Origin of the sequence: Pseudoalteromonas sp. SWXJ133, assembly GCF_015864365.1 — a bacterium.
Lineage (GTDB): Bacteria > Pseudomonadota > Gammaproteobacteria > Enterobacterales > Alteromonadaceae > Pseudoalteromonas > Pseudoalteromonas arctica.
This window is the reverse complement of record NZ_JADYXJ010000007.1, coordinates 65230-87835: the sequence shown is the minus strand read 5'-3', so window position 1 is coordinate 87835 and position 22606 is coordinate 65230. Positions and strand designations below refer to the sequence as shown.

The following is a 22606-nucleotide window of genomic DNA, read 5'->3' as shown; positions in this document are numbered from 1 at the left end:
CATGATCAGCGAATGGGTTGTATCAATATTATTATTATTTGGTGGTACGTTTATTTTAATTGGCTCAATAGGCTTAATCAAACTACCTGACTTTTTTATGCGTTTGCATGGGCCAACTAAAGCAACCACGTTGGGTATGGCGAGCATGTTAATTGCAGCTATGGTTTATTTTGCAAATTCAGAGCATGGACTAAGTGTTAGAGAAATACTCATTACTATATTTTTACTAATTACGGCACCGATTAGTGGTTACATGCTAATAAAGTCAGCTATTCATCATAAGCTAAAAGCCAAAGAAGGCACTAAAGGCCTAGATAATGTAGAAGACGATTAGCATAAAAATATATTTATAAAAGGCCGAATAAGTTCATTTTATTCGGCCTTTTTAGTGATTGCTTGTACCCTTTACAAGACTAATTAATAATGTAAATATAAAACGATTATTTATATGGAAGGATATTATTATGGGTAAGGTACTACTTTTATCATTACTGATTTTTTCTAGTAGTTTGTATGCTGAACAAAATACTAAGCAGCAAAAAATAGATGAACTTATTAGTGTAATGAATTTAGATTCAATGGTTGACTCTATGTACGGCCAGGTTGAAGGTATGATGAAAGGCATGTCAGACCAAATGGGCGTTAAGCCTTCTGAACAGGCAATTTTTGATAAATACTACGGCGATATGACGACGGTATTAAAAACCGAAATGAGCTGGGCCAAAATGCAGCCGATGATGATTAGCGTGTACGACAAATATTTTAGTGAGCAAGAAATTGCCGATATGTTAGCGTTTTATAAAACAGATACAGGGCAAAAAATACTTGAAAAAATGCCTGTTGTAATGCAAGAGTCTATGCAAATGTCACAAAGCTTAATGAAAGATGCTATGCCTAAAATACAAACATTAGCGCAGCAACTAAGCGACGAATTAGAGCAAAGCCGTAGCGAATCAAACTAGGGCAGCGTATGTTTGGTATTTATGCTGCGTTATCGCCTACTTATGGGGAATAACCACACTACATAGGCTCTGCCTTGCCTAAAGACCAAATATACTGCTGTAAATTAAACCACCAATGATCAACACGCCCTTAGATTAATACGCGCCTTACTTAGGCGCTTCTCTCCTGAATTACTCCCCTCCAGATAATACACGCCCGATATCAGCTTAAGTTAATTATGTTTGTGTCACTATACCAATGAGCAACAATACTTAATCAATTTGAGGGATTAAATTCGGCGTTAACTGCGTTAAACATTTTTGATATACGATTGCATGGATACAGGGGGCAACTAATGATAACAACTAAATAACGAAACCTTTGCCTTGTTATCAACACTATTTTCTTGTCTCAAATAGATCACTTAATTAAGTGAGTTGTTATTATTTTATTAGTTTTAAAATAGTCATTGACCTATGTGTTGCACCTAGGTTTATTATGAAGCTACTGAAACACGACGGAGCTAAATTATGTATGTTAAACAACTCGCCAAATTAATGGGCGTGACTGCCGATACTGTTCGTCATTACACACGTGTTGGGTTACTTAATCCAATACGCAGTGAAGAAAATGGCTATCAAGAATATACAAAGCAAGACCAGCAGCGTTTAAAGTTTATTATTAGCTCTCGTCAACTTGGTTTTTCACTCAAAGATATTCAACACATTATAGGTGAGTCAGAGCAGGGGAATTGTCCTTGTCCGTTAACGCGTAAACTCATTACTAAACGCCTAGAAGAAACCGAAGCACTATTTCAAGAAACATTAAAATTACGAAACAGAATGCATGCAGCTCTGGAGCAATGGGATACATCAGCCGATGGTGCAAATGCCAGTGACGTGTGTAGTTTAATAGAATCTTTTGTTGATCCAATAAACGATTCTGCAAATAAGGAGCAGCGTAATGACGACTAATACAAAAGACACCGCGCAAAACTTTATTATTGAGGGTGCTAATTGCGGCAGTTGTGTGGCTAAAATTGAAAAAGCCCTTAATAGCGTGCAAGGCGCGCAAAATGTAGAAATGAACTTTGCACAGCGTACTGTCCGTGTAGAAGGTAAAGCTTGCGAAAGCACGCTTATTAAAGCAGTCGAAAACATTGGTTATTCAGCTAAGCCAATGAGTAACGAGTCTGATCAAGATGCACTTGATGAAAAAGCAAAGTCGGATGAGGCACATTATAAAAAGCTAATGCGTAATATGATATTAGCGTTAGGGGTCGGTGCACCGTTAATGATATACGGGCTTATTTTTGACATGAGTGTGACCACCGACACACAACGAATAGCATGGTTTTTAGTGGGTATAGTCACGCTTGTGGTTATGGCTATATCAGGTAAACAATTTTACAACGGTGCATGGCAGGCATTCAAAAACCATGCTGCCAATATGGATACATTAATAGCGCTTGGTACAGGTACTGCGTGGTTGTATTCAATGTTTGTGGTAATAGCACCAAACTTATTACCGGAAGTTGCAAGACACGTATATTTTGAAGCATCATCGATGATCATCGGTTTAATTAGTTTAGGGCTCGCTTTTGAAGTAAAAGCACGTGGGCGCACCTCACAAGCAATTAAACGCTTAATTGGCCTGCAACCAAAAACTGCACGCGTAATTCGCGATGGGCAAGAGCAAGACATCGACATTAGTGATGTTGTAAAAAATGATGAAGTACGCGTACGCCCGGGTGAAAAAATCCCTGTGGATGGCGATGTTATTGAAGGCAGCAGTACGGTTGATGAGTCAATGCTTACTGGTGAGCCAATGGCCGACCGCAAAAAAACGGGCGACAAAGTCGTTGCCGGAAGTATTAATAAAAGTGGCACTTTATTATTTAAAGCCACGCACATTGGTAGCGAAACCACACTTGCCAATATTATCAATATGGTAAAGCGTGCACAAAACTCTAAGCCATCAATAGGGCGCTTAGCTGATGTTATATCAGGAATATTTGTACCAACAGTCATGATTATTGCAGTACTTGCTGGCCTTGCATGGTTAAACTTTGGACCTGAGCCATCAATTGCTTATGCCGTTGTTGCAATAACCACTGTACTTATTATTGCTTGTCCTTGTGCGCTAGGACTCGCAACCCCTATGTCGGTTATGGTGGGTATTGGTAAAGCTGCAGAGTCAGGAATATTAATTCGAAATGGTGAGTCGCTGCAAACAACATCTAAAATCACCACCATGATTTTAGATAAAACAGGCACTATTACTCAAGGCACACCGCAAGTTACCGATGTAGTTACGTTTAACAACAGTGATGAAAATACAGTAATGCAACGTGTTGCAAGCCTTGAAAGTAGCTCAGAGCATCCATTGGCAGAAGCAATTACGGCACACGCTAAAAAGCAGGGGTTAACTTTAAGTAAAGTAGCCGACTTTAACGCAATTACAGGTAAAGGTGTCACTGGCAGTGTTGACGGGCAAACATTGTTGTTTGGTAATAAAGCGCTAATGGATAAATACGATGTAGCCGTTGATGATGCAACCGAGCAAGCTCAAACACTTGCCAGTGATGCTAAAACGCCCATGTATTTTGCAAGTAATAATAAGCTCCAAGCTATTATTGCAGTAGCAGATCCTATTAAAGAGGATTCAGTTGAAGCTATTAAACGCCTGCAAGATAAAGGTATTCACCTAGTTATGCTAACAGGTGACAACAAAGCCACTGCACAAGCCGTTGCTAAGCAAGTTGGTATTGATGACTTTATTGCAGAAGTCATGCCTGATGACAAAGTAAACGAAGTAACAAAGCGCCAAGCAAACGGTGAAATAGTGGGTATGACAGGTGACGGTATTAACGATGCCCCCGCACTTGCGCAAGCCGATGTAGGGTTTGCAATTGGCACAGGTACCGATGTTGCAATAGAAAGTGCAGACATTACCTTAATGCGTGGTTCGTTACATGGCCTTGCTGATGCAATTGCAGTGAGTAGTGCAACTATTTTAAATATTAAACAGAACCTATTTGGTGCCTTTATTTATAACGTGGCGGGTATTCCGATTGCAGCCGGCGTGTTGTATCCATTTTTTGGAATACTACTTAACCCTGTTGTTGCAGGTGCAGCTATGGCACTTTCATCGCTTACAGTGGTAAGTAACGCTAATCGCTTACGTTTTTTCAAACCAAATAAATCGTAATTTAAGCTAAGGAGTACATTATGTTGATGATTAATATAGGTGGTGCACTGTTAATAGCCGCAATTATTTATTGGTTTTGGCTATACAAACCAGAGCAAACACAAAGTGATGACAACAAAGTAACGATAGTCGTTGATAACGGTGTTTATAAGCCAGGACACATTAAAGTGGCAGCCAACAAAGAGGTTGTACTTACCTTTGATAGAAAAGACAGCGCGCCGTGCGCCGAAACCGTGGTATTTCCACAGCTTGATATAAGTAAAACTCTGGCAATGGGTGATGGCAACACAGTTAAACTACCCGCGCTTGAAGCCGGTGAGTATGATTTTCATTGCCAAATGCAAATGTATAAGGGCAAGCTAGTTGCTCAGTAACCTGAACTAAGTAGGTGTTGGGGTCGTATAGTTGCCTTATAAAAGTTACGAGTAAGAGTCGCTATATTAAATGAATAAATTAAACCCTAAAAAATTATTGAATAGTAAATGGACCGCAACACCTTCTATAAATAAAGAAAAACACTTCATTATTGTTGAGGTGGAATTTGATGAAGATGGTAATGTAATTGAGTGTATTACCGAGGCTGTTATGTCAAAAAATCAATATCCAATTAGTTGGCGAGATTTAAAAGATAACCAAAAGTGGCTACAAGGGTGGAAGTAGTTTAAATCTACATAATTTACCTCACTCCAATAGCGGCACATTTGCAGATAGCTGGAACACGATATAGGTTTGCTTAACTCAAGCGAACCTATATTTTACGGCGCATTAAGTTATGAACTCAATGCTATAACTTAGCTCATATATCACATTCTTTCTGAGTAATTCGCCATTTGGCAACAAAACAGTTAATTTCAAAATATCCTTCCAAAATTTTTATAATAAATCTCAAAAACAATATAACTTACTGATTATAAGTAAATTAATTATTTAATAGTCGCGAATAAATCCTATGTTACTTCCATGTTCATATTCAGTTTATTTTGAAGACTAACCCAAACGCCCCCCTTATTGGCTTTTTAACAAAAGTGTGTCTTTTTAATTAAACTTAACTAATTGATTTATATCGATTTATTGTTTTTAGTTAAATAACTGTTGCTAAATAGCAACAATGACACCTCCCCAAATTAAGCTTCTCTCGTTTTATATCGTTTAACTCATTGTTTTTAAATAATAAATAAAAAGTGGCACCGAAGTTGTAATACCTAGAGTGTATTAAGCAAAACGTGATGAAAGCCAAAGGCCTTAATCGCAACAACCCAATGAAGGAATACTATTATGAAAACATTTCAATCAACACTAGTACTAATGGCTCTAGCTTCTTCATCAGCGGCTTTTGCAGCAACAGATTTTGATACGCTAGACGTAGATGGTAATGGCGCAATTAGCCTAGCCGAAGCATCAATAGATGCAAAACTTTTAGGCCAATTTGAAGAACTCGATACAAACCAAGACGGTGAGCTATCTGAAGATGAGTTTTCTAAGGCCTAAAATTAAAGCCTTAAGCAGTTAATGCTCTGTAATGTTATCTAAATTCTGAGTTGCCAAAGACAACCTAAGTAGGCAAGGGAGCCTACTAAAAAGAATAACCAGGAAGTGACTAGAGAGCACTATAGAGCAAATTTATTTAGGGCACCGCATACTTTTGAAGGATTAAATTATGAAAAAGCTACAATCAACATTTGTACTTATGGCTATTGTTTCTTCGTCAGTAGTATTTGCAAACACAGACTTTGAAACACTCGATGCAGACGACAGCGCTTCAATTAGTCAAGCTGAAGAATCGGTGCAAGTGATAGAGCAATTTGACGAGCTAAATGTTCAAAGTAGCGGTGGTCCGACAGAAAATGATTTTTTTGAATATTAATTTATAAACACTTTACTCCTAAAGGATCTTTGAAAAGGACTTCTTACCTCTAATCAGGTCACCCCTAATCAGGCTCAAAGCCTAAGGAAACGATTATGAAAACATTACACAAAACTCTAGCACTTGTAGCCCTAGCTTCTTCTTCAGCGGCGTTTGCTGCGGTAGATTTTGATTCTTTTGATACAGATGGCGACGGCGTAATTAGTAAAACAGAAGCCCAAGTAAACTCGCAACTAGTACAGCTTTTTGATCAATTAGATACAGATGGAAATGGCGAGTTATCTAAAGAAGAGTTTTCGAAGGTTCAGTAATAAGCTCTATGTAGAACCTTACCAGTCATACTCACAAAGCAGCTAAGTAATTAATACTTATCTGCTTTTTTGTGCATTTAATTTAATATATTATTGTTTAGTCACCAAAATAGTGCAAAACTCGAGTTTTAATTTAATTAAGTTACTGATTATTAAGTTATTTTATTATTGGTTTTAAACTTGCAAATCTATTTATAACTTAGGTTAATGAGTATTTAAAATGGCGCGAATGAGTTATATCAGTAGTGTTGAGCGCTACCACGAATATGAGCATGTAATACACAGCTTACTTGAATCTATTTTGATGAGTATTGAGGATGGGTTAACTAAGGAGCGTGATACCCGCTACCTGATTAAGCAGTACCCATTTTTAGAATTACAATATTGTTTAAATGCAGAAGGTTTGCAGCAGGGTAATAATGTCTGCTTTAAACGGGCATATAGCAAAAAACTAGGTGAAAGTGGTAATCAACAAGATTTAAGCGAGCGCCCCTATTTTTTGAACGCTAAAGCAAGTGATAGAGTGTGCTTTACTGATCCCTACATTTCTATAGCGACTAACCATTTATGTATATCGGCGATTAAAGAACTAAAAAAACCAATTAATAATCAACATTACTTGGTCGTTGATGTGAGCTTAACGCAGCTTATTGAGTTTGTAATGGGTGATACTGCGCGCGCTAATATGTCGCCTTACTTCAAAGCGGGTTACGGTATTATTGTTGCGTGCTTATTTTGCTTAGTATTATTTTTACTGAATATCGTTTTTAATGATATATACGCGCTATTAACCCATGTAGATACCTCATCAGACCCACTTGAACCCTTTAGTATCATTATTTACATCACCCTAGCATTAGCAGTATTCGATTTAGGTAAAACAATACTCGAAGAAGAAATCCTTATGCATAAGGATATTTTTAGGCACTCATCTACGCGGCGCACTATTACACGGTTTATATCTACCGTGTTGATTGCTATATCAATTGAGGCGCTGTTAACTATGTTTAAAGCGGCGCTGGGGCAATCGGAATATTTAATGCCTGCAATAGCGATGATGCTTGCAGTAGTGGGGCTTTTAATTGCACTGGCTATTTATGTTTACTTAGGGGCAAAGGCCGAAACGCTATTAATGCGGGCTCGTTTAAAACAAAAATCCTCCAAGTAGGAGGATTTTTATATTACATAACTATTAATAGTTATTTATTGTTTATCTTGCGCGCGTTTGGCTTTAAAGTCAGACTCGCTCGTCCACTTTGGCCAATCGCCATTGTTTGCAAGTTGAGTGGCTATATCAACAATAAGATCTATATCTTGCTTAACACCACCTAACGACCAATCAGCAGAGTAGTCGTCTGCTTCTTTATGGTACTTATGCGCAATGTACTCAGGATCGGTATCGCCCAGGCTCATAAATAATAAACTAGGCACGCCTTGCTTAGAAAGTGAGAAATGATCAGATCTAAAAAATAAGCCATTTTGCGGACGAGGATCCATTTTAACAACACGGCCTTGTGATTTTGCAGCCTTTGCTAAATAGCTTTCCATTGTCGATAAATCTTTACCGTATTGTAAGATGTAGTCAGTACCATCAAGCACGTTCATGCCATCAATATTTAATAGACCGACCATTTGTTTTGTAGGTACAACCGCACCCGATGCAAATTCTTCAGAACCAATTAACCCCGTTTCTTCTGCTGTAAAGTTAGCAAAAATAATTGAGCGTTTAAATGGTTTTTGCTTATTCATTTTGCTCATGATGCGTGCTATTTCAAGCGTGGCTGCAGTGCCTGAAGCGTTATCTACTGCGCCGTTATAAATCTTAGGGCCAGTATCAGTTTGTTTAGTACCAAAGTGGTCCCAGTGAGCGCTAATAACAACGTATTCGTCAGGTGATTCGCTACCTGTAATTTGTGCAACTACGTTATGCGATTTTGCATGCGATACTTCGTTTTTAAAGGCAAGGTTTGCTTTTAAGTTGAGTGGCGTCGCTTTAAAGTCATCATTTAATGCTGCTTGTTTTAAATCTTGATAGTTAAGCTTTGCGGCGTTAAACATTTTCTCAGTCGCATCAAGTGTTAGCCAGCCCATAACCGGTAATTTAGACGCGTTTAAATTGTTATCCATTAACGTGTATTTAGTGCCGGTGTTTGAACTTTCAACTACGCCCCAAGGGTATGCCGCAGGTGCTGTTTCATGAACAATAAATACAGCCTTTGCACCTTGGCGAGCGGCTTCTTCATATTTATAAGTCCAGCGACCGTAGTAGGTCATTGCATTGCCAGTAAAAAGGGCATCGTTTTGAGTAGCAAAGCCTGGATCGTTAACTAGCACAACCACTGTTTTACCCGTCACATCAATATTTTTATAATCATTCCACTTATATTCTGGCGCATTAATACCATAGCCAACAAATACAACGTCAGAGCTTCTTACATCAATTAATGGCTGAAGTTGCTCGGTACGTGCGGTAAAGTCTTTACCTGATTCAAAGCTCAAATCACCTACCTTTAACTGCATATCCTGATTAGCAGTCACCATTGCCATTTTTACAGGCTGTAAGTATTTACCTTTATAAGCACCGGTTAAACCCAGCGCTTTATATTGCTTACTTAAGTAGCCTACTGTTTTCACTTCGCCATGAGTAAGCGGGCCTCGGCCTTGAAAGTCATCAGAGGCTAGCGTTTTAATATGCTGTTTAATATTGCTAAGGCTTACACCGGCTGTATTTTCTAATGGGGTTTGTTTGCTTGCAGGCTCTGAGCAGCCAAAGAGTGCAACTAGCAGGCTTAGGCTAGCGCTTTTTAAAAGAGTATATGCCATAGTCTTCATATTGTTATTTAATTGGGCTTTCAATATAAAGGAAGCACTGCAGCGATGTCGAATTTTTATAGAGAACTTTTCACGCAATTGCAGATTAGCTATCAGCCATTAGTAAAAAACCAGCGCAAGCTGGTTCTTTTAACTTTAAGTAATAAATTATTACTTAAGCATCCGCTAATTTCACGCGGATCTTACTTTTATCAACAGTAGATTGGTTAAGTGCTTTAATAGCGCTTTTGCTTTCTATGTCGTTTGGCATTTCTAAAAAGGCAAAGCCTTTAGATTGGCCAGTGTCTTTATCAAGTACTAAGTTACAGGTAGTCACTTTACCGTGCTCTGCAAATAAAGTACGAAGCTCATGCTCAGTGGTAGCACGAGACAAGTTACGAACTAATAGTTTCATAATGAACCTAAATAATTATGTCAGTGCTAATTATCTCAACTTAGATGGGTTTAACCTAATTTTATTTGATAAATGGTAAAAAAAACTTATCACATACAAAAATGCCGTTAGTTTAATTTATTAACTAACGGCATTTTTTACCATAAAAGTAGTTTAATACTTAAGTTTACTTATTTCACTTCTTTGCCCGCTGCTTGTTGATCAGCATGGTAGCTTGAGCGTACAAACGGACCTGAAGCCGCGTGAGTAAAGCCAATTTCGTCTGCATACGCTTTTAAGCCGTCAAACTCTACTGGTGGCACGTAGCGTTTAACCGGTAAGTGATGCTTAGATGGTTGTAGATATTGGCCTACAGTTAGCATGTCAACGTTGTGTGCACGTAAATCGCGAAGCACTTCTTCAATTTCGCTAATTTCTTCACCTAAACCTACCATTAAGCCTGATTTAGTTTTAACTTCTGGGTGAGCTTCTTTAAAGCGACGAAGTAATTCTAATGACCATTTGTAGTCAGCACCTGGGCGAGCTAGTTTGTATAAACGTGGCGCAGTTTCAAGATTGTGGTTAAACACATCTGGTGGCGTCTCGATTAATATCTCTAGTGCGCGGTCCATACGACCACGAAAATCAGGTACTAAAATTTCGATAGTAATAGTTGGATTATGTTTGCGGATTTCGCGAATACAATCGGCAAAATGCTGTGCACCACCATCACGTAAATCATCACGGTCAACTGAAGTGATTACAACGTAGCTTAGCTTCATATCTTTAATAGTAAGTGCTAGCTTTTCAGGTTCAGTGGCATCAGGTTTTAATGGGCGACCATGAGCAACATCACAAAATGGGCAACGACGAGTACAAATAGCACCTAAAATCATAAAGGTAGCTGTACCGTGGTTAAAGCATTCAGATAGGTTAGGGCACGAAGCCTCTTCACATACCGAGTGTAAGCCATGCTTACGTAGCGCTTTTTTAATGCCGTCAATGCGATCGGTTGATTTAGGTAAGCGAATTTTTAACCATTCTGGCTTACGCAACATTTCAGTTTTTTCTGTAGGTAAAACTTTTACTGGGATCAACGCCATTTTTTCTGCGTCGCGTAGTTTTACACCTGGTTCCATTTTGACTGGTTTATTCATTCGTTTTCAAACCCTTCAGTATGCTTAACCTGTGTTGCATTAAGCTTCTTGATCATGTGTTTCACCAATCCTTCACCTGCACTTTCTAGGTTTTGAGGACCATCTAATTCTTTAGTTTGCACCATATTCATGCCCGCATAACCACATGGGTTAATGCGTAAAAATGGACTTAGGTCCATGTTAACATTTAATGCTAAGCCATGAAACGAGCAACCACGACGAACCCTTAACCCAAGGGATGCAATTTTGCTGTCGTTAACGTAAACACCGGGTGCATCAGCTTTAGCATAAGCTTCAATACCATACTCGGCGAGTGATTCAATAATGCACTCTTCAAGCCATGTAACCAGTTCACGTACACCAATCTTTAAACGACGTAGATTAAATAATACATACATCATTTGCTGGCCAGGGCCGTGATAAGTTACTTGTCCGCCACGGTCAACTTTAATCACCTCAATGTCGCCAGGAGCCAGTAAGTGTTCGTCCTTACCAGCCTGACCTTGAGTGAATACACTCTCGTGCTCTACAAGCCAAATTTCATCTGGCGTATTTTCATCACGGGTGTCGGTAAAGTCCTGCATTTTTTGCCAAATTGGCATATAACGCTGACGACCCAGTTGGCGTATGATCAAAGTGTTTTCGTTCACAACAAATCTCAACTATGGCTTAAAGCATGTGGCGTACGTCATCAATGTTGCTGATCACGTTGTAAATTTCTTCAATGTGTTTGCCACTAGTAACCGTTGCTACAAGGCTTACTGACTCGTAATTACCTTTGCTGCTTGGTTTTACTTTAGGGGCGTAATCGCCAGGTGCTATTGGTTGTAACTTAGCTAAAATTTGATCAGTTAAGTTTACATTAGCTAAACCCATTATTCTGAATGTAAATGGGCAAGGGTACTCTAGGTACTCATCAAATTTAGTATCTTTAACAGGTTGAACCACGACGGTGACTCCTCATACAAAAGTGTGGACTCTATGCAAGCTCGAAGCTTAATACAGATAGGCAATTAGCAGTCTTGCTTATATGGGGCGCATTCTAACATTTTTCAAGCAAAAAAAAACGCCTCACAGTGGAGACGTTTAAATTAGTTACCCTAGTTAATAGGGGAGCTATAAATTACTGCATGATCTGTAAACGTAAGTAATCATAAATTTTGCTAAAGAAGCTGCCTTCTTCCACTTCTTCAAGTGTTACTAGTGGGTATTGAGCAATATCTTCGCCTTCTAGTTGTAAGAATAACGTACCTACTTTAGTACCTTTAGCAAGTGGTGCTTCAAGTGTGTTATCTAGCTCAAAGTTAGCTTTAAGGTTTTTATGCTGACCACGTGGGATAGTAATCGGTGTATCTTCTAAAATACCTAAAGATACATTTTCTTTGTTACCCATCCAAATACGTTGTTCTGCAAAGCTATCGCCTGCTTTGTACGGAGTAATTGTTTCATAAAAACGAAAACCATAGTTAAGTAGTTTTTTACTTTCTACTTTACGAGCACGTTCGCTGGTAGTACCCATAACAACAGCAATTAAACGCATATCGTTTTTAGTTGCTGAGGTAACTAGGCTGTAGCCAGCTTCTGATGTATGGCCAGTTTTAATGCCGTCAACATCTAAGCTTTCGTCCCACAATAATGAGTTACGGTTATATTGCTTAATGCCGTTATAAGTAAACGATTTTTGCTTATAAAGTGCATATTCATCTGGCACATCACGAATAAGTGCAGCACCAAGTGTCGCCATATCGCGAGGCGTTGTGAAGTGCTCGTCAGTATCAAGGCCGTGGCTGTTGATAAAGTGGCTGTTGCTCATACCTAATTTAGCAGCATGTGCATTCATTAAATCAGCAAATGCGCTTTCGCTTCCAGCAATATGCTCAGCCATTGCAACACATGCATCATTACCAGATTGAATAATAATACCGTGGTTAAGCTGATCAACACTAATTTGCTTACCTACTTCAATAAACATTTTAGAAGATTCAGGGAAGTTTTTAGCCCATGCTTTTTCGCTTACCGTTACCATATCGGTATTGGCAATGTTACCGGCTTTAATTTCAGTACCAATTACATAACTGGTCATCATTTTAGTTAAACTTGCTGGTGCTAGCTGTGTGTCAGCTTCACCTTCAGCAATTACTTTACCAGTTGTAAAGTCGACTAAAAAATAACCTTTTGCATTAACTTGAGGTGGTGCCGGAATAATTTGGGCGCTGGCTGAGAATACGGCGGCTGTACAAACGAGGCCGCATACACCTTTGAGGATTTTATGTTTAATAGATTTCATCATACTCATTAATGGTTAAAGTTAAAGATTCGCGTTACGCTATTTTATACCCAAACCAGCCCGAGATGCGAGCATCTTGGGCTGGTTTGGGTATTAGTCTTACTGAGTGTAAAGCAAGAACGCGTTTTGAAATTGATTTTGTTTTAATTTTTTTAATACTTCGTCTGCATGAGGGGTGTCTTTTATTGGCCCTAAATGCAGTCTGTAAATATCGTCTTTTTGAACGATATTTGTTGGTAATTTGTATTGCTCTCGCAATGTACTGGCAAGCGCTTCAATATTGGCAAGTGTACTACCTGCAGCTACTTGAATATAGGTTTGACGCGCAGTTGCGCCGGCAAGGGTAACGGCCTCTAGCTTAACCTTTGCTGTACCATGAGTGTAATAGCCAAGCTTATAAGCGGCAGCATACGAAAGGTCAATCACTCTATCGTCATGAAACGGACCCCGGTCGTTTACGCGCACTATTACCGATTTACCATTTGCTGTATTGGTTACTTTAACAAAGCTAGGTAATGGCAGCGTTTTATGCGCTGCGGTCATGGCAAACATATCGTAGGTTTCACCATTTGAAGTGTGATAACCATGAAATTTTCGACCATACCACGAGGCAATACCTTCCTCAGAATAACCTGTTTCGTCAAGCATAGGGGAATAGCTTTTACCAAGCACTGTGTACGGGCGGCTTGCGCTGGCACTTTTAGTGGTTTCGGTTACTATCGCGTCTTGCATTTCAAGCGTAGTAGGAGCTCTAAGTGGTGCTGCATCGTGGCGCATGCTATAACGGCTACTTGATCCGCTACTACAAGCACTTAAAAGTAAAATTAATAATGTAGTAAATATAAGCTGATTAGTGTGTCGCATTATTTTAAAAGCATCCTTTTATCTGTCGCGATTGACATAATAATGCCAAACCCTGCCATTAACGTCACCATCGATGTACCACCATAACTTATAAGTGGTAAAGGTACGCCAACAACAGGTAATAAACCCGATACCATGCCTATGTTTACAAATACGTACACAAAAAAGGTGAGGGTGAGTGCGCCTGCGAGCAATTTACCAAATGCATCTTGTGCATTAACAGCAATGTATAAACCACGGCCAATAATAAATAAATAAAGGCTAAGTAAAACACATACACCAAATAAACCAAACTCTTCGCTTAAAACCGAAAATATAAAGTCAGTATGGCGCTCGGGTAAAAATTCTAATTGCGATTGCGTGCCAAGCAGCCAGCCTTTACCTTCTATCCCACCTGATCCAATAGCAATTTTAGATTGAATAATATGATAACCCGAACCAAGCGGATCGCTCTCAGGGTCTAAAAAGGTAAGTACACGTTGTTTTTGGTAATCGTGCATACCGTAGTGCCAAAATGGCCATGCGGCAAGTGCTACAATAGAGCTTAAAAAGCCTATTAAACGCCAACTTAATCCAGACAAAAACAAAACAAATATACCTGAACTTGCAATAAGTATAGCGGTACCTAAATCGGGTTGTTCTTTAATTAATAATGTAGGGAGCATTACAATCATAAAACCAATAATTAAGTGCATTGGACGAGGAGGTAAGTGATTTCGCCCTATATACCAAGCTACCATCATCGGTACTGCCAGCTTCATTAGCTCTGCAGGTTGAAACCGTGTCACTCCTAAATCTAACCATCGCTGTGCACCTTTTGAGCTTACGCCAAATAAAAGCACACCCACTAGCATTAATAAACCAACGCAATAAAGTGGGATTACTAAACGCTTTAATGTGGCAGGTGAAAACTGGGCTAAAACAACCATAGCAGCAATAGCCCCACCCATACGGGTCATGTGCCTAATCATCATAGAAGAGTCTTGGCCGCTCGCGCTGTACACAACTATTATGCTACCTGCCATCATTATGAGTAATGCAATAAGCAGTGGCAGGTCTAGGTGCATACGCATCCAAATAGAGCGTTTATCGTGCAAAGCGGTCATGGTGTATCGTTCCTTGCAAGATTAACTGGATTGGCTGCAAAGTAGTAATCCATAAGTTGGCGAGCAATTTGAATACCGCCGTGGTTGTTTTCTAATACAACAGAAACCACAATTTTTGGATCGCTATAAGGGGCAAAGCCTATGTAAATTGTATTATCGCGTTGGCGTTCTCTAAGAGATTCTGCATCGTAGCGTTCACCTTGGGCAATACTCACTATTTGCGCGGTACCTGTTTTGCCAGCCGAGTCGTAGTTAGTCCCTTTAAAAGCTTTATGCGCTGTGCCTGATATTTTTTGAACTGTATTATGCATTGCATCTAACGATACCTGCCAATGGCGCGGATCTTTTAAAATAACTGGGGGTTTTTCTTCGTTGTTAATTTGTATTACGTCATTATCTTTTTTAACCACTTGTACCAAATGGGGGGGGTGGTTAATACCACGATTAACCAATATGTTAGTCGCGTTTGCAATTTGAATCGGTGTAGCAGTCCAGTAACCTTGGCCAATACCTACAGAAATAGTATCGCCGCGCCACCAAGACTCTTTAAAGCGTCCTTCTTTCCATTCTTTTGAAGGTAAAATAGCAGTAGTTTCTTCGTGAATATCAATACCTGATAAATCGCCGTAGCCAAAACGGGCCATAAAATCACTGATTTTAGTAATACCTAATCGATAAGCCGCATCGTAAAAAAAGGTATCGCACGACTCTTCAATCGCCTTGTATACATCCACATGACCATGGCCCCAACGTTTCCAATCTCGCCATTTGTGTTCAACATTTGGAATTTGAAAAAAACCAGGATCCCACATTGATGTTGATTCATTTACTATATTTTCTTCAAGCGCTAATACAGCCATTAAGGGTTTTACCGTAGAGGCAGGCGCATAACGACCTTGCGTAGTACGATTTATTAACGGACGGTCTTGGTTAAGTAACGCTTTGTAATTTTTGCTGCTAATGCCGTGTACAAATAAGTTTGGATCGTAACTTGGGTTTGAATAAAGCGCCAGCACGCCGCCATCTTTGGCATCCATAACTACAACAGCACCACGCATGTCTTTAAGCGCATGTTGTGCAATTTGTTGTAAGCCCACGTCTAGGGTAAGTACTAAGTCGCTACCTGGCTGCGGTTGGGTCATGCTTAGGGTGCGAATTACACGGCCGCGGTTATTAACTTCTACCCGTTGTGAACCCACTTTACCGTGCAGTGTTTCTTCATAATATTTTTCTAATCCGAGTTTGCCAATATCATGTGTAGCGCGGTAATTGGTCGCACGGTCTTCTTGTTTTAATTGGTTTAGCTCTTTTCTATTAAGCTTGGCAACATAACCGAGCGCATGCGTTAGCGTGTCGCCAAATGGGTAGTAGCGAGCCAGACGTGCCTCAATACTAAAACCAGGGAATTTATGTTGATTAACCGAAAATTTTGCTACTTCTGTTTCGTCTAAGCGGGCTTTTAATACTTGTGATTTAAAACGACGGGTGTGTTTTATATCTTTTAAAAAGTCTTGTTTATCTTGCTCTGTAATCGCAATTATTTTACTTATTTGATCAAGCGATTCGTCAAGGTCATCTACCTCTTCGGGGATGACTTCAAGGTTGTAAACAGGTTTGTTTTCAGCAAGTAGCACACCGTTACGGTCGTAAATTAAACCACGGTTGGGTGCAATAGGAATAACTTTAATGCGGTTATCGTTGGAGCGGGTTTGGTAGTCTTGGTGATCTTCTACCTGAATAGTATAAAGATTAGAAAGTAATACAGCGACTAATCCTAATACAAAAACAAAACCCACGAATGCTCGCCTAGCAAATAAGTTTGCTTCTGCGGAGTGGTCACGAATAGTGGGTCTATGTTTTAGCATGGCAAGGGGTTACTCGCGATGATAAGGATGGTTGTTATTTAAGCTCCAGCCTCGGTAAAGGCTCTCTGCAACAATTATACGCACCAAAGGGTGCGGCAATGTTAAATTAGATAACGACCATTTTTGCTCAGAAGCTGCAATGCACTCTGGAGCAAGTCCTTCAGGTCCGCCAATAAGTAAACTTACATCGCGGCCATCGAGTTGCCATTTTTCCATATTTTTAGCAAGTTGGTGAGTATCCAGCGCTTTCCCTGTTACCTCTAACGTTACAATACGATTGCCTTTTGGAATAGCCGCTAATGTTTTTTCACCTTCAATGTGTAAAATACGTTTTATATCTGCATTTTTACCACGTTTTCCGGCTTGAATTTCAATTAACTCTAGGGCCATATCTTTAGGGAAGCGGCGCTGATATTCTGCAAATCCCGTTTCTACCCATGCAGGCATTTTAGTACCAACAGCAATCATTTGTATTTTCACGTATTACTTCCAAGCATTGTCTAAAATGAGTGAGCGTTTAGCCCCACAGTTTTTCTAGATCGTAATAGCTACGTGCTTCGTTTTGCATCACGTGTACAACCACATCACCTAAATCAACCAGTGCCCATTCGCCGTCGCCTTCACCTTCATAACCTAATGGCTCTGAATCTGCATGACGCGCTTCTTTTGCTAAGTGATCGGCAATTGACTGTACGTGGCGTTTAGAAGTACCAGAACAAATTACCATGTAATCTGTGATATCTGATGTTCCAGTAACGTCAATATGAACGATGTCACGCGCTTTCATATCGTCAATTTTGTCCATAGCAAAGGCGAGTAGTTGTTTTGAATCCAAGGTTTTGTCTCAATTTAAAAATTTAATGGCGCGCATTTTAACACGCTAGGAGTTTTTAAGCATCAATTTGATAGAGCTGATGTACTTCTATGTAATGACTCACTGCATCGGGCAATAGTTCATTCTTTTTATTACTTTTTTTCAGTTGTTCGCGAATGGTGCTTGAGGCCGCATCGAGCATTTCGCCCGGTAAAAAATAAAGTTTACCTGCAAGTGAGTGTTTAAGTGCCGCTACTTCGCCGGCATTTGCGCGTTGCATATAGCTTTTGAACTCACCTGTTACAGTGCAATGTTGAGCAGGGCGCTGGTACACCACAATATGGCAAAGCTGCGTTATTGCCTTCCACTCAAACCATTTATCTAGGTTGTTAAATGAGTCCATACCAATTAAAAATAAAATAGGTGTAGTGGGGTGCTCTTTACGAAGTTCTTGTAAGCTCAGCAACGAATACGATGGACCGGTTCGATTAAGTTCTCTTAAATCGAGTTCAAAATGAGGGTAAGGTGCAATAGCTGCGTTGAGCATATTAATTCGGTGCTGCGTACTAATACCCGGAGCTGCTTTATGTGCAGGTAATGCACAGGGCATAAAATAAAGCGTATCCAAATTAAACGCATTTACGCATTGCTGCGCCATATTTAGATGGCCTAAATGGACTGGGTCAAAGGTGCCACCAAAAATTGCGATCATTTAACACCCATTAGCTATTTATTTATTAACCGCGTGGCACGGCATAGGAATGTTGAGCGGCTGGCAAAATTTAATACAAATATGAGCAAGCGCTTGGTAAGGTGCAATTAAATTACCTTGCTTGTAACTGGCATCAAACAACGCAACATCACTGTTTATTTGTTCTAGTGTATGCATGTTTAAACGGTTAATAGCATTTTGAACTGGACCTTGTTGGTTTTTCCAAATTGCTTTTTGTTTAAATAAATTAGCGATAGGTTCGCCATTTAATAAACCAAGTTGCACACTTATAAGTGTATTAAGCTCTTTGGTTATAGCCCACAAAATACTCACCACTTCGGTGTTATCGCTGGCAAGTTTGTTTAATACTTTTATAGCTTGTTTGGCGTGGCCATTTAATAGCGCATCGCTTAAATCAAAAATATCAAATTTGGCTTGGTTTAATAGGCCTTGCATTACTAATTGCTGAGTAATTAATGCATTGCCGTGCAGCAGCGAGAGCTTCTCAAGTTCCTGAAAACAGGCTAACAAGTTGCCTTCGGTGGCATTTATTAAGCTTACTTTGGCGTCGCTTTGCATATTAAGTGATAAACGTTGGCATTGCTCATCAAGCCATCGTTTTACATGAGAGCCCGTAAGCGGGTAGCAAGGTACAAATACACCTTGCTTATCAAGAGCTTTAAACCATGCTCCACGTTGTACTTCTTGGCTGGCTTTAGCGCCTTTAACAATTAAAATAGTATCGGGATTAACCAGCTCAACTACTTTTTTAAAGGTGTTGCTGCCAATAACGCCTGGCTTTTGTTGGTTTAAATCAAGCTCAATAATAGTGCGGGCGCTAAACAGCGACATACTTTGGTACTGGGCTATAATTTCTTGCCAATCGAATCCTTGCATTAAAGTAAACTTAATTACTTCATCAAAACCTTGTTGCTTAGCACAGTCGCGAATTTGTTGTACGCACTGCGCTTCTTGAAAAGGCTCTTCTCCAAATACTAAATAAAAGGGCTTTAGCCCTTTATTTAATTCACTCGGTAGTTGATTAGCGTAGCAGCGCATTATAGTTGCGACAGCTCTCTAACAATACGACGACTGGCTTGCTCACGAATTTCGCTAATAAGTAGCTCAAGCTCTTTTGCTTTTGCTAATGCATGATCCGGATCGTCTTGGTAATTACGATAAAGCTCAAAACGTTTTTCTATCGCTTTTTCACCTGGGCGTTTAACTACATACGATACGCCATAAGCGAGCTCATATTCAGCAACTTGGCCGTTTTGGAACAGCGAAAGTGTTTGGCGTTCAATGCTTTCTTTGCGTAAATACAATTGGGCTTTATCTTTAGCTGACGATACTAGCTTTACATTACTCGCTTTAAGCTCTTTTTTAAGCTCAGTGAATAAAGTCGATTTTTCGTCATCGCCTACAAGTGTTAGCTGTTTTAAGTTATCAGGCAGGCTAGAGGCTTTTTTTAAATGAAAACCACAGCTTGATAACAAAAAACAGACTAGCACTAAGGCTAGTCCATTTTTAATGGCGTTAAATGCAGCCATATTAGTTAGCTACCACGTTAAGTAGTTTGCCTGGTACGTAAATGATTTTACGAATGGTTGAGCCATCAGTAAATTTAGTTACGTTAGATTCTGCAAATGCAAGGGCTTCTACTTGCTCTTGAGTTGCATCAGCTGCCACTGTTAACTTAGCGCGAAGCTTGCCGTTTACTTGTACGATGATTAGTTTTTCATCTTCAACAAGTGCAGACTCGTCAACTTTTGGCCATGCAGCATCTAAAATCTCGCCTTTTTTACCAAGCTCTTTCCAAAGCTCATGCGATAAATGCGGAGTAATAGGTGCAAGCATAATAACTAATGCTTCAAGTGCTTCGTTAGCAATCGCTACATCTTGTTTGTCGCTCAGTGGGGCTTTTAATAACTTATTAGAAAGCTCCATAATGGCTGCAATAGCGGTGTTAAAGGTTTGACGACGTTCAACATCATCAGTCACTTTAGCAATTGCTTTGTGTAAGTCGCGACGTAGTACTTTTTGCGGATTAGTTAGCGCTGATTTATCAAGTGCTTGGTAACCTACTGTTTTAACGTCTACCGCGTACTTCCATACACGTTTTAAGAAACGATGCGCGCCTTCAACGCCTGAGTCTGACCATTCAAGCGTTTGCTCTGGTGGTGCTGTAAACATCATGAATAAACGCACTGTATCTGCACCATACTGGGCAATTACATGTTGTGGGTCTATACCATTGTTTTTAGACTTAGACATTTTGCTCATGCCTGATGAGAATACCGGCTCGCCGTCTTCCTTGTGCCATGCTTTAGTAACGCGGCCTTTTTCGTCGGTTTCGGTATTAACATCAGTTGGCGAAATCCAAATGTCGCCGCCTTTTTCATCTTTACGATAAAATGTTTCAGCAAGTACCATACCTTGACAAAGTAAGCGGTCAAACGGCTCGTCTGAATTAACTAAACCAAAGTCACGTAATAATTTATGGAAAAAGCGCGAGTACAATAAATGTAAAATTGCATGCTCAATACCACCAATGTATTGGTTTACTGGTAACCAGTAGTTAGCAGCCGCTGGATCTAGCATGCCTTCGTCGTAGCGTGGGCTACAGTAGCGTGCGTAGTACCAAGACGATTCCATAAAGGTGTCAAACGTATCAGTTTCGTGAAACGCAGGTGCGCCATTTACTGTTGTTTTAGCCCACTCTGGGTCTGCTTTAAGTGGTGAAGTTACACCGTTCATTACCACATCTTCTGGTAAGCGAACTGGTAGCATATCTTCTGTTGCGGCAAGTTCTTTACCATCTTCATCGCTAAGCATTGGAATTGGAGAACCCCAATAGCGCTGACGGCTCACACCCCAGTCACGCAGGCGGAAGTTTACTTTACGCTCACCAACACCGAGTGCTTCTAATTTATCGGCAATCGCTTTAAAACCAGCTTCAAAATCAAGGCCGTTAAATTCACCCGAATTTACAAGTACGCCTTTATCGGTAAATGCTGATTCTTTTAGGTTTACTTCAAGATCTGAACCTTCAGCAGGCGCAATGACTTGTTTTATATCTAGGCCGTACGCTGTTGCAAACTCAAAGTCGCGTTGATCGTGTGCAGGTACTGCCATTACAGCGCCTGAGCCATAATGCATTAATACAAAGTTAGCAACCCAAATTGGTACTTGCTCGCCCGTTAATGGGTGAGTGGCGTAAAAGCCTGTTGCTATGCCTTTTTTCTCCATGGTTGCCATGTCTGCTTCGGCAACTTTGGTGTTTTTGCATTCTTCAACAAACATTGCAATAGCGTCGCTATTTTTAGCGGCTTCTTGTGCAATAGGGTGACCACCAGCAACAGCAACATACGTAACACCCATAAAGGTATCAGGACGTGTTGTGTATACGCTAAAAGTTTCGTCGTTATCGGTGCGTTTAAATTCAATATCACACCCTTCAGAGCGGCCAATCCAGTTGCGCTGCATTGTTTTAACTTGCTCTGGCCAATCTTCTAACTTGTCTAAATCGTCAAGTAGCTCTTGTGCGTAGTCGGTAATTTTAATAAACCACTGTGGAATTTCTTTTTGCTCAACCACAGCGCCTGAACGCCAACCGCGACCGTCAATAACTTGCTCGTTAGCGAGTACAGTTTGATCCACTGGATCCCAGTTAACTGTCGACATTTTTTTATACACTAGGCCTTTTTCGTAAAGCTTAGTGAAAAACCACTGCTCCCACTTGTAGTATTCTGGATGACACGTCGCAATTTCGCGATCCCAGTCATAACCAAAACCTAATTGCTTAAGTTGGGTGCGCATGTAATCAATATTTTCGTATGTCCACTTAGCTGGTGCTGTTTTGTTTTTAATAGCAGCGTTTTCTGCAGGTAAACCAAACGCATCCCAACCCATAGGTTGCATTACGTTTTTGCCTTGCAGGCGCTGGAAACGAGAAACAACATCACCAATGGTGTAGTTACGCACATGACCCATATGCAGTCGACCACTCGGATAAGGGAACATAGAAAGGCAGTAATACTTTTCTTTGCTCTCATCTTCAGTGACTTTAAATACCTGGTTTTCTTCCCAGTAGCTTTGTACTTTTGACTCTATATCTTGCGGGTTATATTGCTCTTGCATCTATGGTTCCAGACTTCTTGCAAACTAATAAAAAATTGCCGTTAGGATACCCCAAATAAAACACTATTCACAGCGTCAAAAACATGCTTTTATTAAATTGTAACTTTCAGTGCAGGTTAACCTGCATTT

At 40.0% G+C, this 22606-nt stretch carries 25 protein-coding genes; 10 read left to right on the top strand and 15 right to left on the bottom strand.

The window, feature by feature from the left end; all coding sequences use genetic code 11:
• Position 1 precedes the first annotated feature (1 nt).
• The 10 genes from I6F40_RS07385 (at position 2) to I6F40_RS07340 (ending at position 7495) form a co-directional block, all read left to right on the top strand.
• Positions 2–334, top strand: a complete 333-nt coding sequence (locus tag I6F40_RS07385; protein ID WP_166376740.1) for a Na+/H+ antiporter subunit G — start codon at positions 2–4, stop codon at positions 332–334.
• Between the two features lie 130 nt (positions 335–464).
• Positions 465–962, top strand: coding sequence for a DUF2059 domain-containing protein (locus tag I6F40_RS07380; protein WP_166376739.1), 498 nt, complete (start codon positions 465–467; stop codon positions 960–962).
• Between the two features lie 510 nt (positions 963–1472).
• Entirely contained in the window at positions 1473–1916 is a 444-nt protein-coding gene (locus tag I6F40_RS07375; protein WP_101217268.1) for a MerR family transcriptional regulator, read from the top strand.
• Positions 1906–4152 carry a heavy metal translocating P-type ATPase gene (locus tag I6F40_RS07370; RefSeq protein WP_166376738.1) on the top strand — a complete coding sequence of 749 codons (2247 nt, stop codon included), beginning with the start codon at positions 1906–1908 and terminating at the stop codon, positions 4150–4152. Before I6F40_RS07375 ends, I6F40_RS07370 begins: the two co-directional genes overlap by 11 nt.
• A 20-nt stretch (positions 4153–4172) precedes the next feature.
• Entirely contained in the window at positions 4173–4526 is a 354-nt protein-coding gene (locus I6F40_RS07365) for a cupredoxin domain-containing protein (RefSeq protein WP_007378488.1), read from the top strand.
• A 70-nt stretch (positions 4527–4596) separates the two neighbouring features.
• Complete coding sequence (locus I6F40_RS07360; RefSeq protein ID WP_007585532.1) at positions 4597–4812, top strand: TIGR02450 family Trp-rich protein; 216 nt, start codon at positions 4597–4599, stop codon at positions 4810–4812.
• 615 nt (positions 4813–5427) lie between these two features.
• Positions 5428–5640: a calmodulin gene (locus I6F40_RS07355; RefSeq protein WP_197192710.1), complete on the top strand. Its 213-nt coding sequence runs from the start codon at positions 5428–5430 to the stop codon at positions 5638–5640.
• 169 nt (positions 5641–5809) lie between these two features.
• Positions 5810–6016, top strand: a complete 207-nt coding sequence (locus tag I6F40_RS07350; RefSeq protein WP_197192709.1) for a calmodulin — start codon at positions 5810–5812, stop codon at positions 6014–6016.
• Between the two features lie 95 nt (positions 6017–6111).
• Positions 6112–6327: an EF-hand domain-containing protein gene (locus tag I6F40_RS07345; protein ID WP_024597051.1), complete on the top strand. Its 216-nt coding sequence runs from the start codon at positions 6112–6114 to the stop codon at positions 6325–6327.
• Between the two features lie 220 nt (positions 6328–6547).
• Positions 6548–7495: a PDC sensor domain-containing protein gene (locus tag I6F40_RS07340; protein WP_166376735.1), complete on the top strand. Its 948-nt coding sequence runs from the start codon at positions 6548–6550 to the stop codon at positions 7493–7495.
• Between the two features lie 35 nt (positions 7496–7530).
• Here I6F40_RS07340 and I6F40_RS07335 read toward each other — a convergent pair whose 3' ends face one another.
• The 15 genes from I6F40_RS07335 to leuS form a co-directional block, all read right to left on the bottom strand.
• Entirely contained in the window at positions 7531–9150 is a 1620-nt protein-coding gene (locus tag I6F40_RS07335) for a M28 family metallopeptidase (protein ID WP_166376734.1), read from the bottom strand.
• A gap of 163 nt (positions 9151–9313) precedes the next feature.
• The gene (locus tag I6F40_RS07330) at positions 9314–9553 is read right to left on the bottom strand and encodes an RNA recognition motif domain-containing protein (protein WP_024605577.1); all 240 of its coding nucleotides are present in this window, start codon (positions 9551–9553) and stop codon (positions 9314–9316) included.
• 170 nt (positions 9554–9723) lie between these two features.
• Entirely contained in the window at positions 9724–10689 is a 966-nt protein-coding gene (lipA, locus tag I6F40_RS07325) for a lipoyl synthase (RefSeq protein ID WP_002958515.1), read from the bottom strand.
• Positions 10686–11339, bottom strand: a complete 654-nt coding sequence (lipB, locus tag I6F40_RS07320) for a lipoyl(octanoyl) transferase LipB (RefSeq protein ID WP_197192708.1) — start codon at positions 11337–11339, stop codon at positions 10686–10688. Before lipB ends, lipA begins: the two co-directional genes overlap by 4 nt.
• 19 nt (positions 11340–11358) lie before the next feature.
• Positions 11359–11637: a DUF493 family protein YbeD gene (ybeD, locus tag I6F40_RS07315; RefSeq protein WP_002958517.1), complete on the bottom strand. Its 279-nt coding sequence runs from the start codon at positions 11635–11637 to the stop codon at positions 11359–11361.
• 175 nt (positions 11638–11812) lie between these two features.
• A complete protein-coding gene (locus I6F40_RS07310; RefSeq protein WP_165728924.1) occupies positions 11813–12976 on the bottom strand; it encodes a serine hydrolase in 1164 nt (387 codons plus the stop codon).
• Between the two features lie 99 nt (positions 12977–13075).
• The gene (locus I6F40_RS07305; protein ID WP_197192707.1) at positions 13076–13840 is read right to left on the bottom strand and encodes a septal ring lytic transglycosylase RlpA family protein; all 765 of its coding nucleotides are present in this window, start codon (positions 13838–13840) and stop codon (positions 13076–13078) included.
• Positions 13840–14946 carry a rod shape-determining protein RodA gene (gene rodA / locus I6F40_RS07300; RefSeq protein ID WP_197192706.1) on the bottom strand — a complete coding sequence of 369 codons (1107 nt, stop codon included), beginning with the start codon at positions 14944–14946 and terminating at the stop codon, positions 13840–13842. The genes I6F40_RS07305 and rodA overlap by 1 nt, the downstream gene beginning before the upstream one ends.
• Positions 14943–16811, bottom strand: a complete 1869-nt coding sequence (gene mrdA / locus I6F40_RS07295; RefSeq protein ID WP_166376731.1) for a penicillin-binding protein 2 — start codon at positions 16809–16811, stop codon at positions 14943–14945. Before mrdA ends, rodA begins: the two co-directional genes overlap by 4 nt.
• Before the next feature lie 9 nt (positions 16812–16820).
• Positions 16821–17291 (bottom strand): 23S rRNA (pseudouridine(1915)-N(3))-methyltransferase RlmH, encoded by a 471-nt coding sequence (gene rlmH / locus I6F40_RS07290; RefSeq protein ID WP_007585562.1) that lies wholly within the window; start codon positions 17289–17291, stop codon positions 16821–16823.
• Positions 17292–17328: 37 nt separating this feature from the next.
• The gene (gene rsfS, locus I6F40_RS07285; protein WP_007585564.1) at positions 17329–17646 is read right to left on the bottom strand and encodes a ribosome silencing factor; all 318 of its coding nucleotides are present in this window, start codon (positions 17644–17646) and stop codon (positions 17329–17331) included.
• Positions 17647–17701: 55 nt separating this feature from the next.
• Positions 17702–18337: a nicotinate-nucleotide adenylyltransferase gene (nadD, locus tag I6F40_RS07280; protein WP_166376730.1), complete on the bottom strand. Its 636-nt coding sequence runs from the start codon at positions 18335–18337 to the stop codon at positions 17702–17704.
• A gap of 18 nt (positions 18338–18355) precedes the next feature.
• Entirely contained in the window at positions 18356–19396 is a 1041-nt protein-coding gene (holA, locus tag I6F40_RS07275) for a DNA polymerase III subunit delta (RefSeq protein WP_166376729.1), read from the bottom strand.
• Positions 19396–19887, bottom strand: coding sequence for an LPS-assembly lipoprotein LptE (locus tag I6F40_RS07270; RefSeq protein WP_197192705.1), 492 nt, complete (start codon positions 19885–19887; stop codon positions 19396–19398). The genes holA and I6F40_RS07270 overlap by 1 nt, the downstream gene beginning before the upstream one ends.
• 1 nt (position 19888) lies before the next feature.
• Positions 19889–22477: a leucine--tRNA ligase gene (gene leuS / locus I6F40_RS07265; protein WP_165721391.1), complete on the bottom strand. Its 2589-nt coding sequence runs from the start codon at positions 22475–22477 to the stop codon at positions 19889–19891.
• Positions 22478–22606 lie beyond the last annotated feature (129 nt).

What these genes read in the sequence shown, in the direction of transcription:
- I6F40_RS07270 (WP_197192705.1), bottom strand. Translation starts at nt 19,887, where the DNA reads ATGGCTGCATTTAACGCCATTAAAAATGGACTAGCCTTAGTGCTAGTC.
- I6F40_RS07375 (WP_101217268.1), top strand. Translation starts at nt 1,473, where the DNA reads ATGTATGTTAAACAACTCGCCAAATTAATGGGCGTGACTGCCGATACT.
- I6F40_RS07365 (WP_007378488.1), top strand. Translation starts at nt 4,173, where the DNA reads ATGTTGATGATTAATATAGGTGGTGCACTGTTAATAGCCGCAATTATT.
- I6F40_RS07310 (WP_165728924.1), bottom strand. Translation starts at nt 12,976, where the DNA reads ATGAAATCTATTAAACATAAAATCCTCAAAGGTGTATGCGGCCTCGTT.
- lipA (WP_002958515.1), bottom strand. Translation starts at nt 10,689, where the DNA reads ATGAATAAACCAGTCAAAATGGAACCAGGTGTAAAACTACGCGACGCA.
- I6F40_RS07350 (WP_197192709.1), top strand. Translation starts at nt 5,810, where the DNA reads ATGAAAAAGCTACAATCAACATTTGTACTTATGGCTATTGTTTCTTCG.
- I6F40_RS07360 (WP_007585532.1), top strand. Translation starts at nt 4,597, where the DNA reads ATGAATAAATTAAACCCTAAAAAATTATTGAATAGTAAATGGACCGCA.
- holA (WP_166376729.1), bottom strand. Translation starts at nt 19,396, where the DNA reads ATGCGCTGCTACGCTAATCAACTACCGAGTGAATTAAATAAAGGGCTA.
- leuS (WP_165721391.1), bottom strand. Translation starts at nt 22,477, where the DNA reads ATGCAAGAGCAATATAACCCGCAAGATATAGAGTCAAAAGTACAAAGC.
- I6F40_RS07330 (WP_024605577.1), bottom strand. Translation starts at nt 9,553, where the DNA reads ATGAAACTATTAGTTCGTAACTTGTCTCGTGCTACCACTGAGCATGAG.
- rodA (WP_197192706.1), bottom strand. Translation starts at nt 14,946, where the DNA reads ATGACCGCTTTGCACGATAAACGCTCTATTTGGATGCGTATGCACCTA.
- I6F40_RS07335 (WP_166376734.1), bottom strand. Translation starts at nt 9,150, where the DNA reads ATGGCATATACTCTTTTAAAAAGCGCTAGCCTAAGCCTGCTAGTTGCA.
- I6F40_RS07305 (WP_197192707.1), bottom strand. Translation starts at nt 13,840, where the DNA reads ATGCGACACACTAATCAGCTTATATTTACTACATTATTAATTTTACTT.
- I6F40_RS07340 (WP_166376735.1), top strand. Translation starts at nt 6,548, where the DNA reads ATGGCGCGAATGAGTTATATCAGTAGTGTTGAGCGCTACCACGAATAT.
- I6F40_RS07355 (WP_197192710.1), top strand. Translation starts at nt 5,428, where the DNA reads ATGAAAACATTTCAATCAACACTAGTACTAATGGCTCTAGCTTCTTCA.
- mrdA (WP_166376731.1), bottom strand. Translation starts at nt 16,811, where the DNA reads ATGCTAAAACATAGACCCACTATTCGTGACCACTCCGCAGAAGCAAAC.
- I6F40_RS07385 (WP_166376740.1), top strand. Translation starts at nt 2, where the DNA reads ATGATCAGCGAATGGGTTGTATCAATATTATTATTATTTGGTGGTACG.
- I6F40_RS07345 (WP_024597051.1), top strand. Translation starts at nt 6,112, where the DNA reads ATGAAAACATTACACAAAACTCTAGCACTTGTAGCCCTAGCTTCTTCT.
- I6F40_RS07380 (WP_166376739.1), top strand. Translation starts at nt 465, where the DNA reads ATGGGTAAGGTACTACTTTTATCATTACTGATTTTTTCTAGTAGTTTG.
- I6F40_RS07370 (WP_166376738.1), top strand. Translation starts at nt 1,906, where the DNA reads ATGACGACTAATACAAAAGACACCGCGCAAAACTTTATTATTGAGGGT.
- nadD (WP_166376730.1), bottom strand. Translation starts at nt 18,337, where the DNA reads ATGATCGCAATTTTTGGTGGCACCTTTGACCCAGTCCATTTAGGCCAT.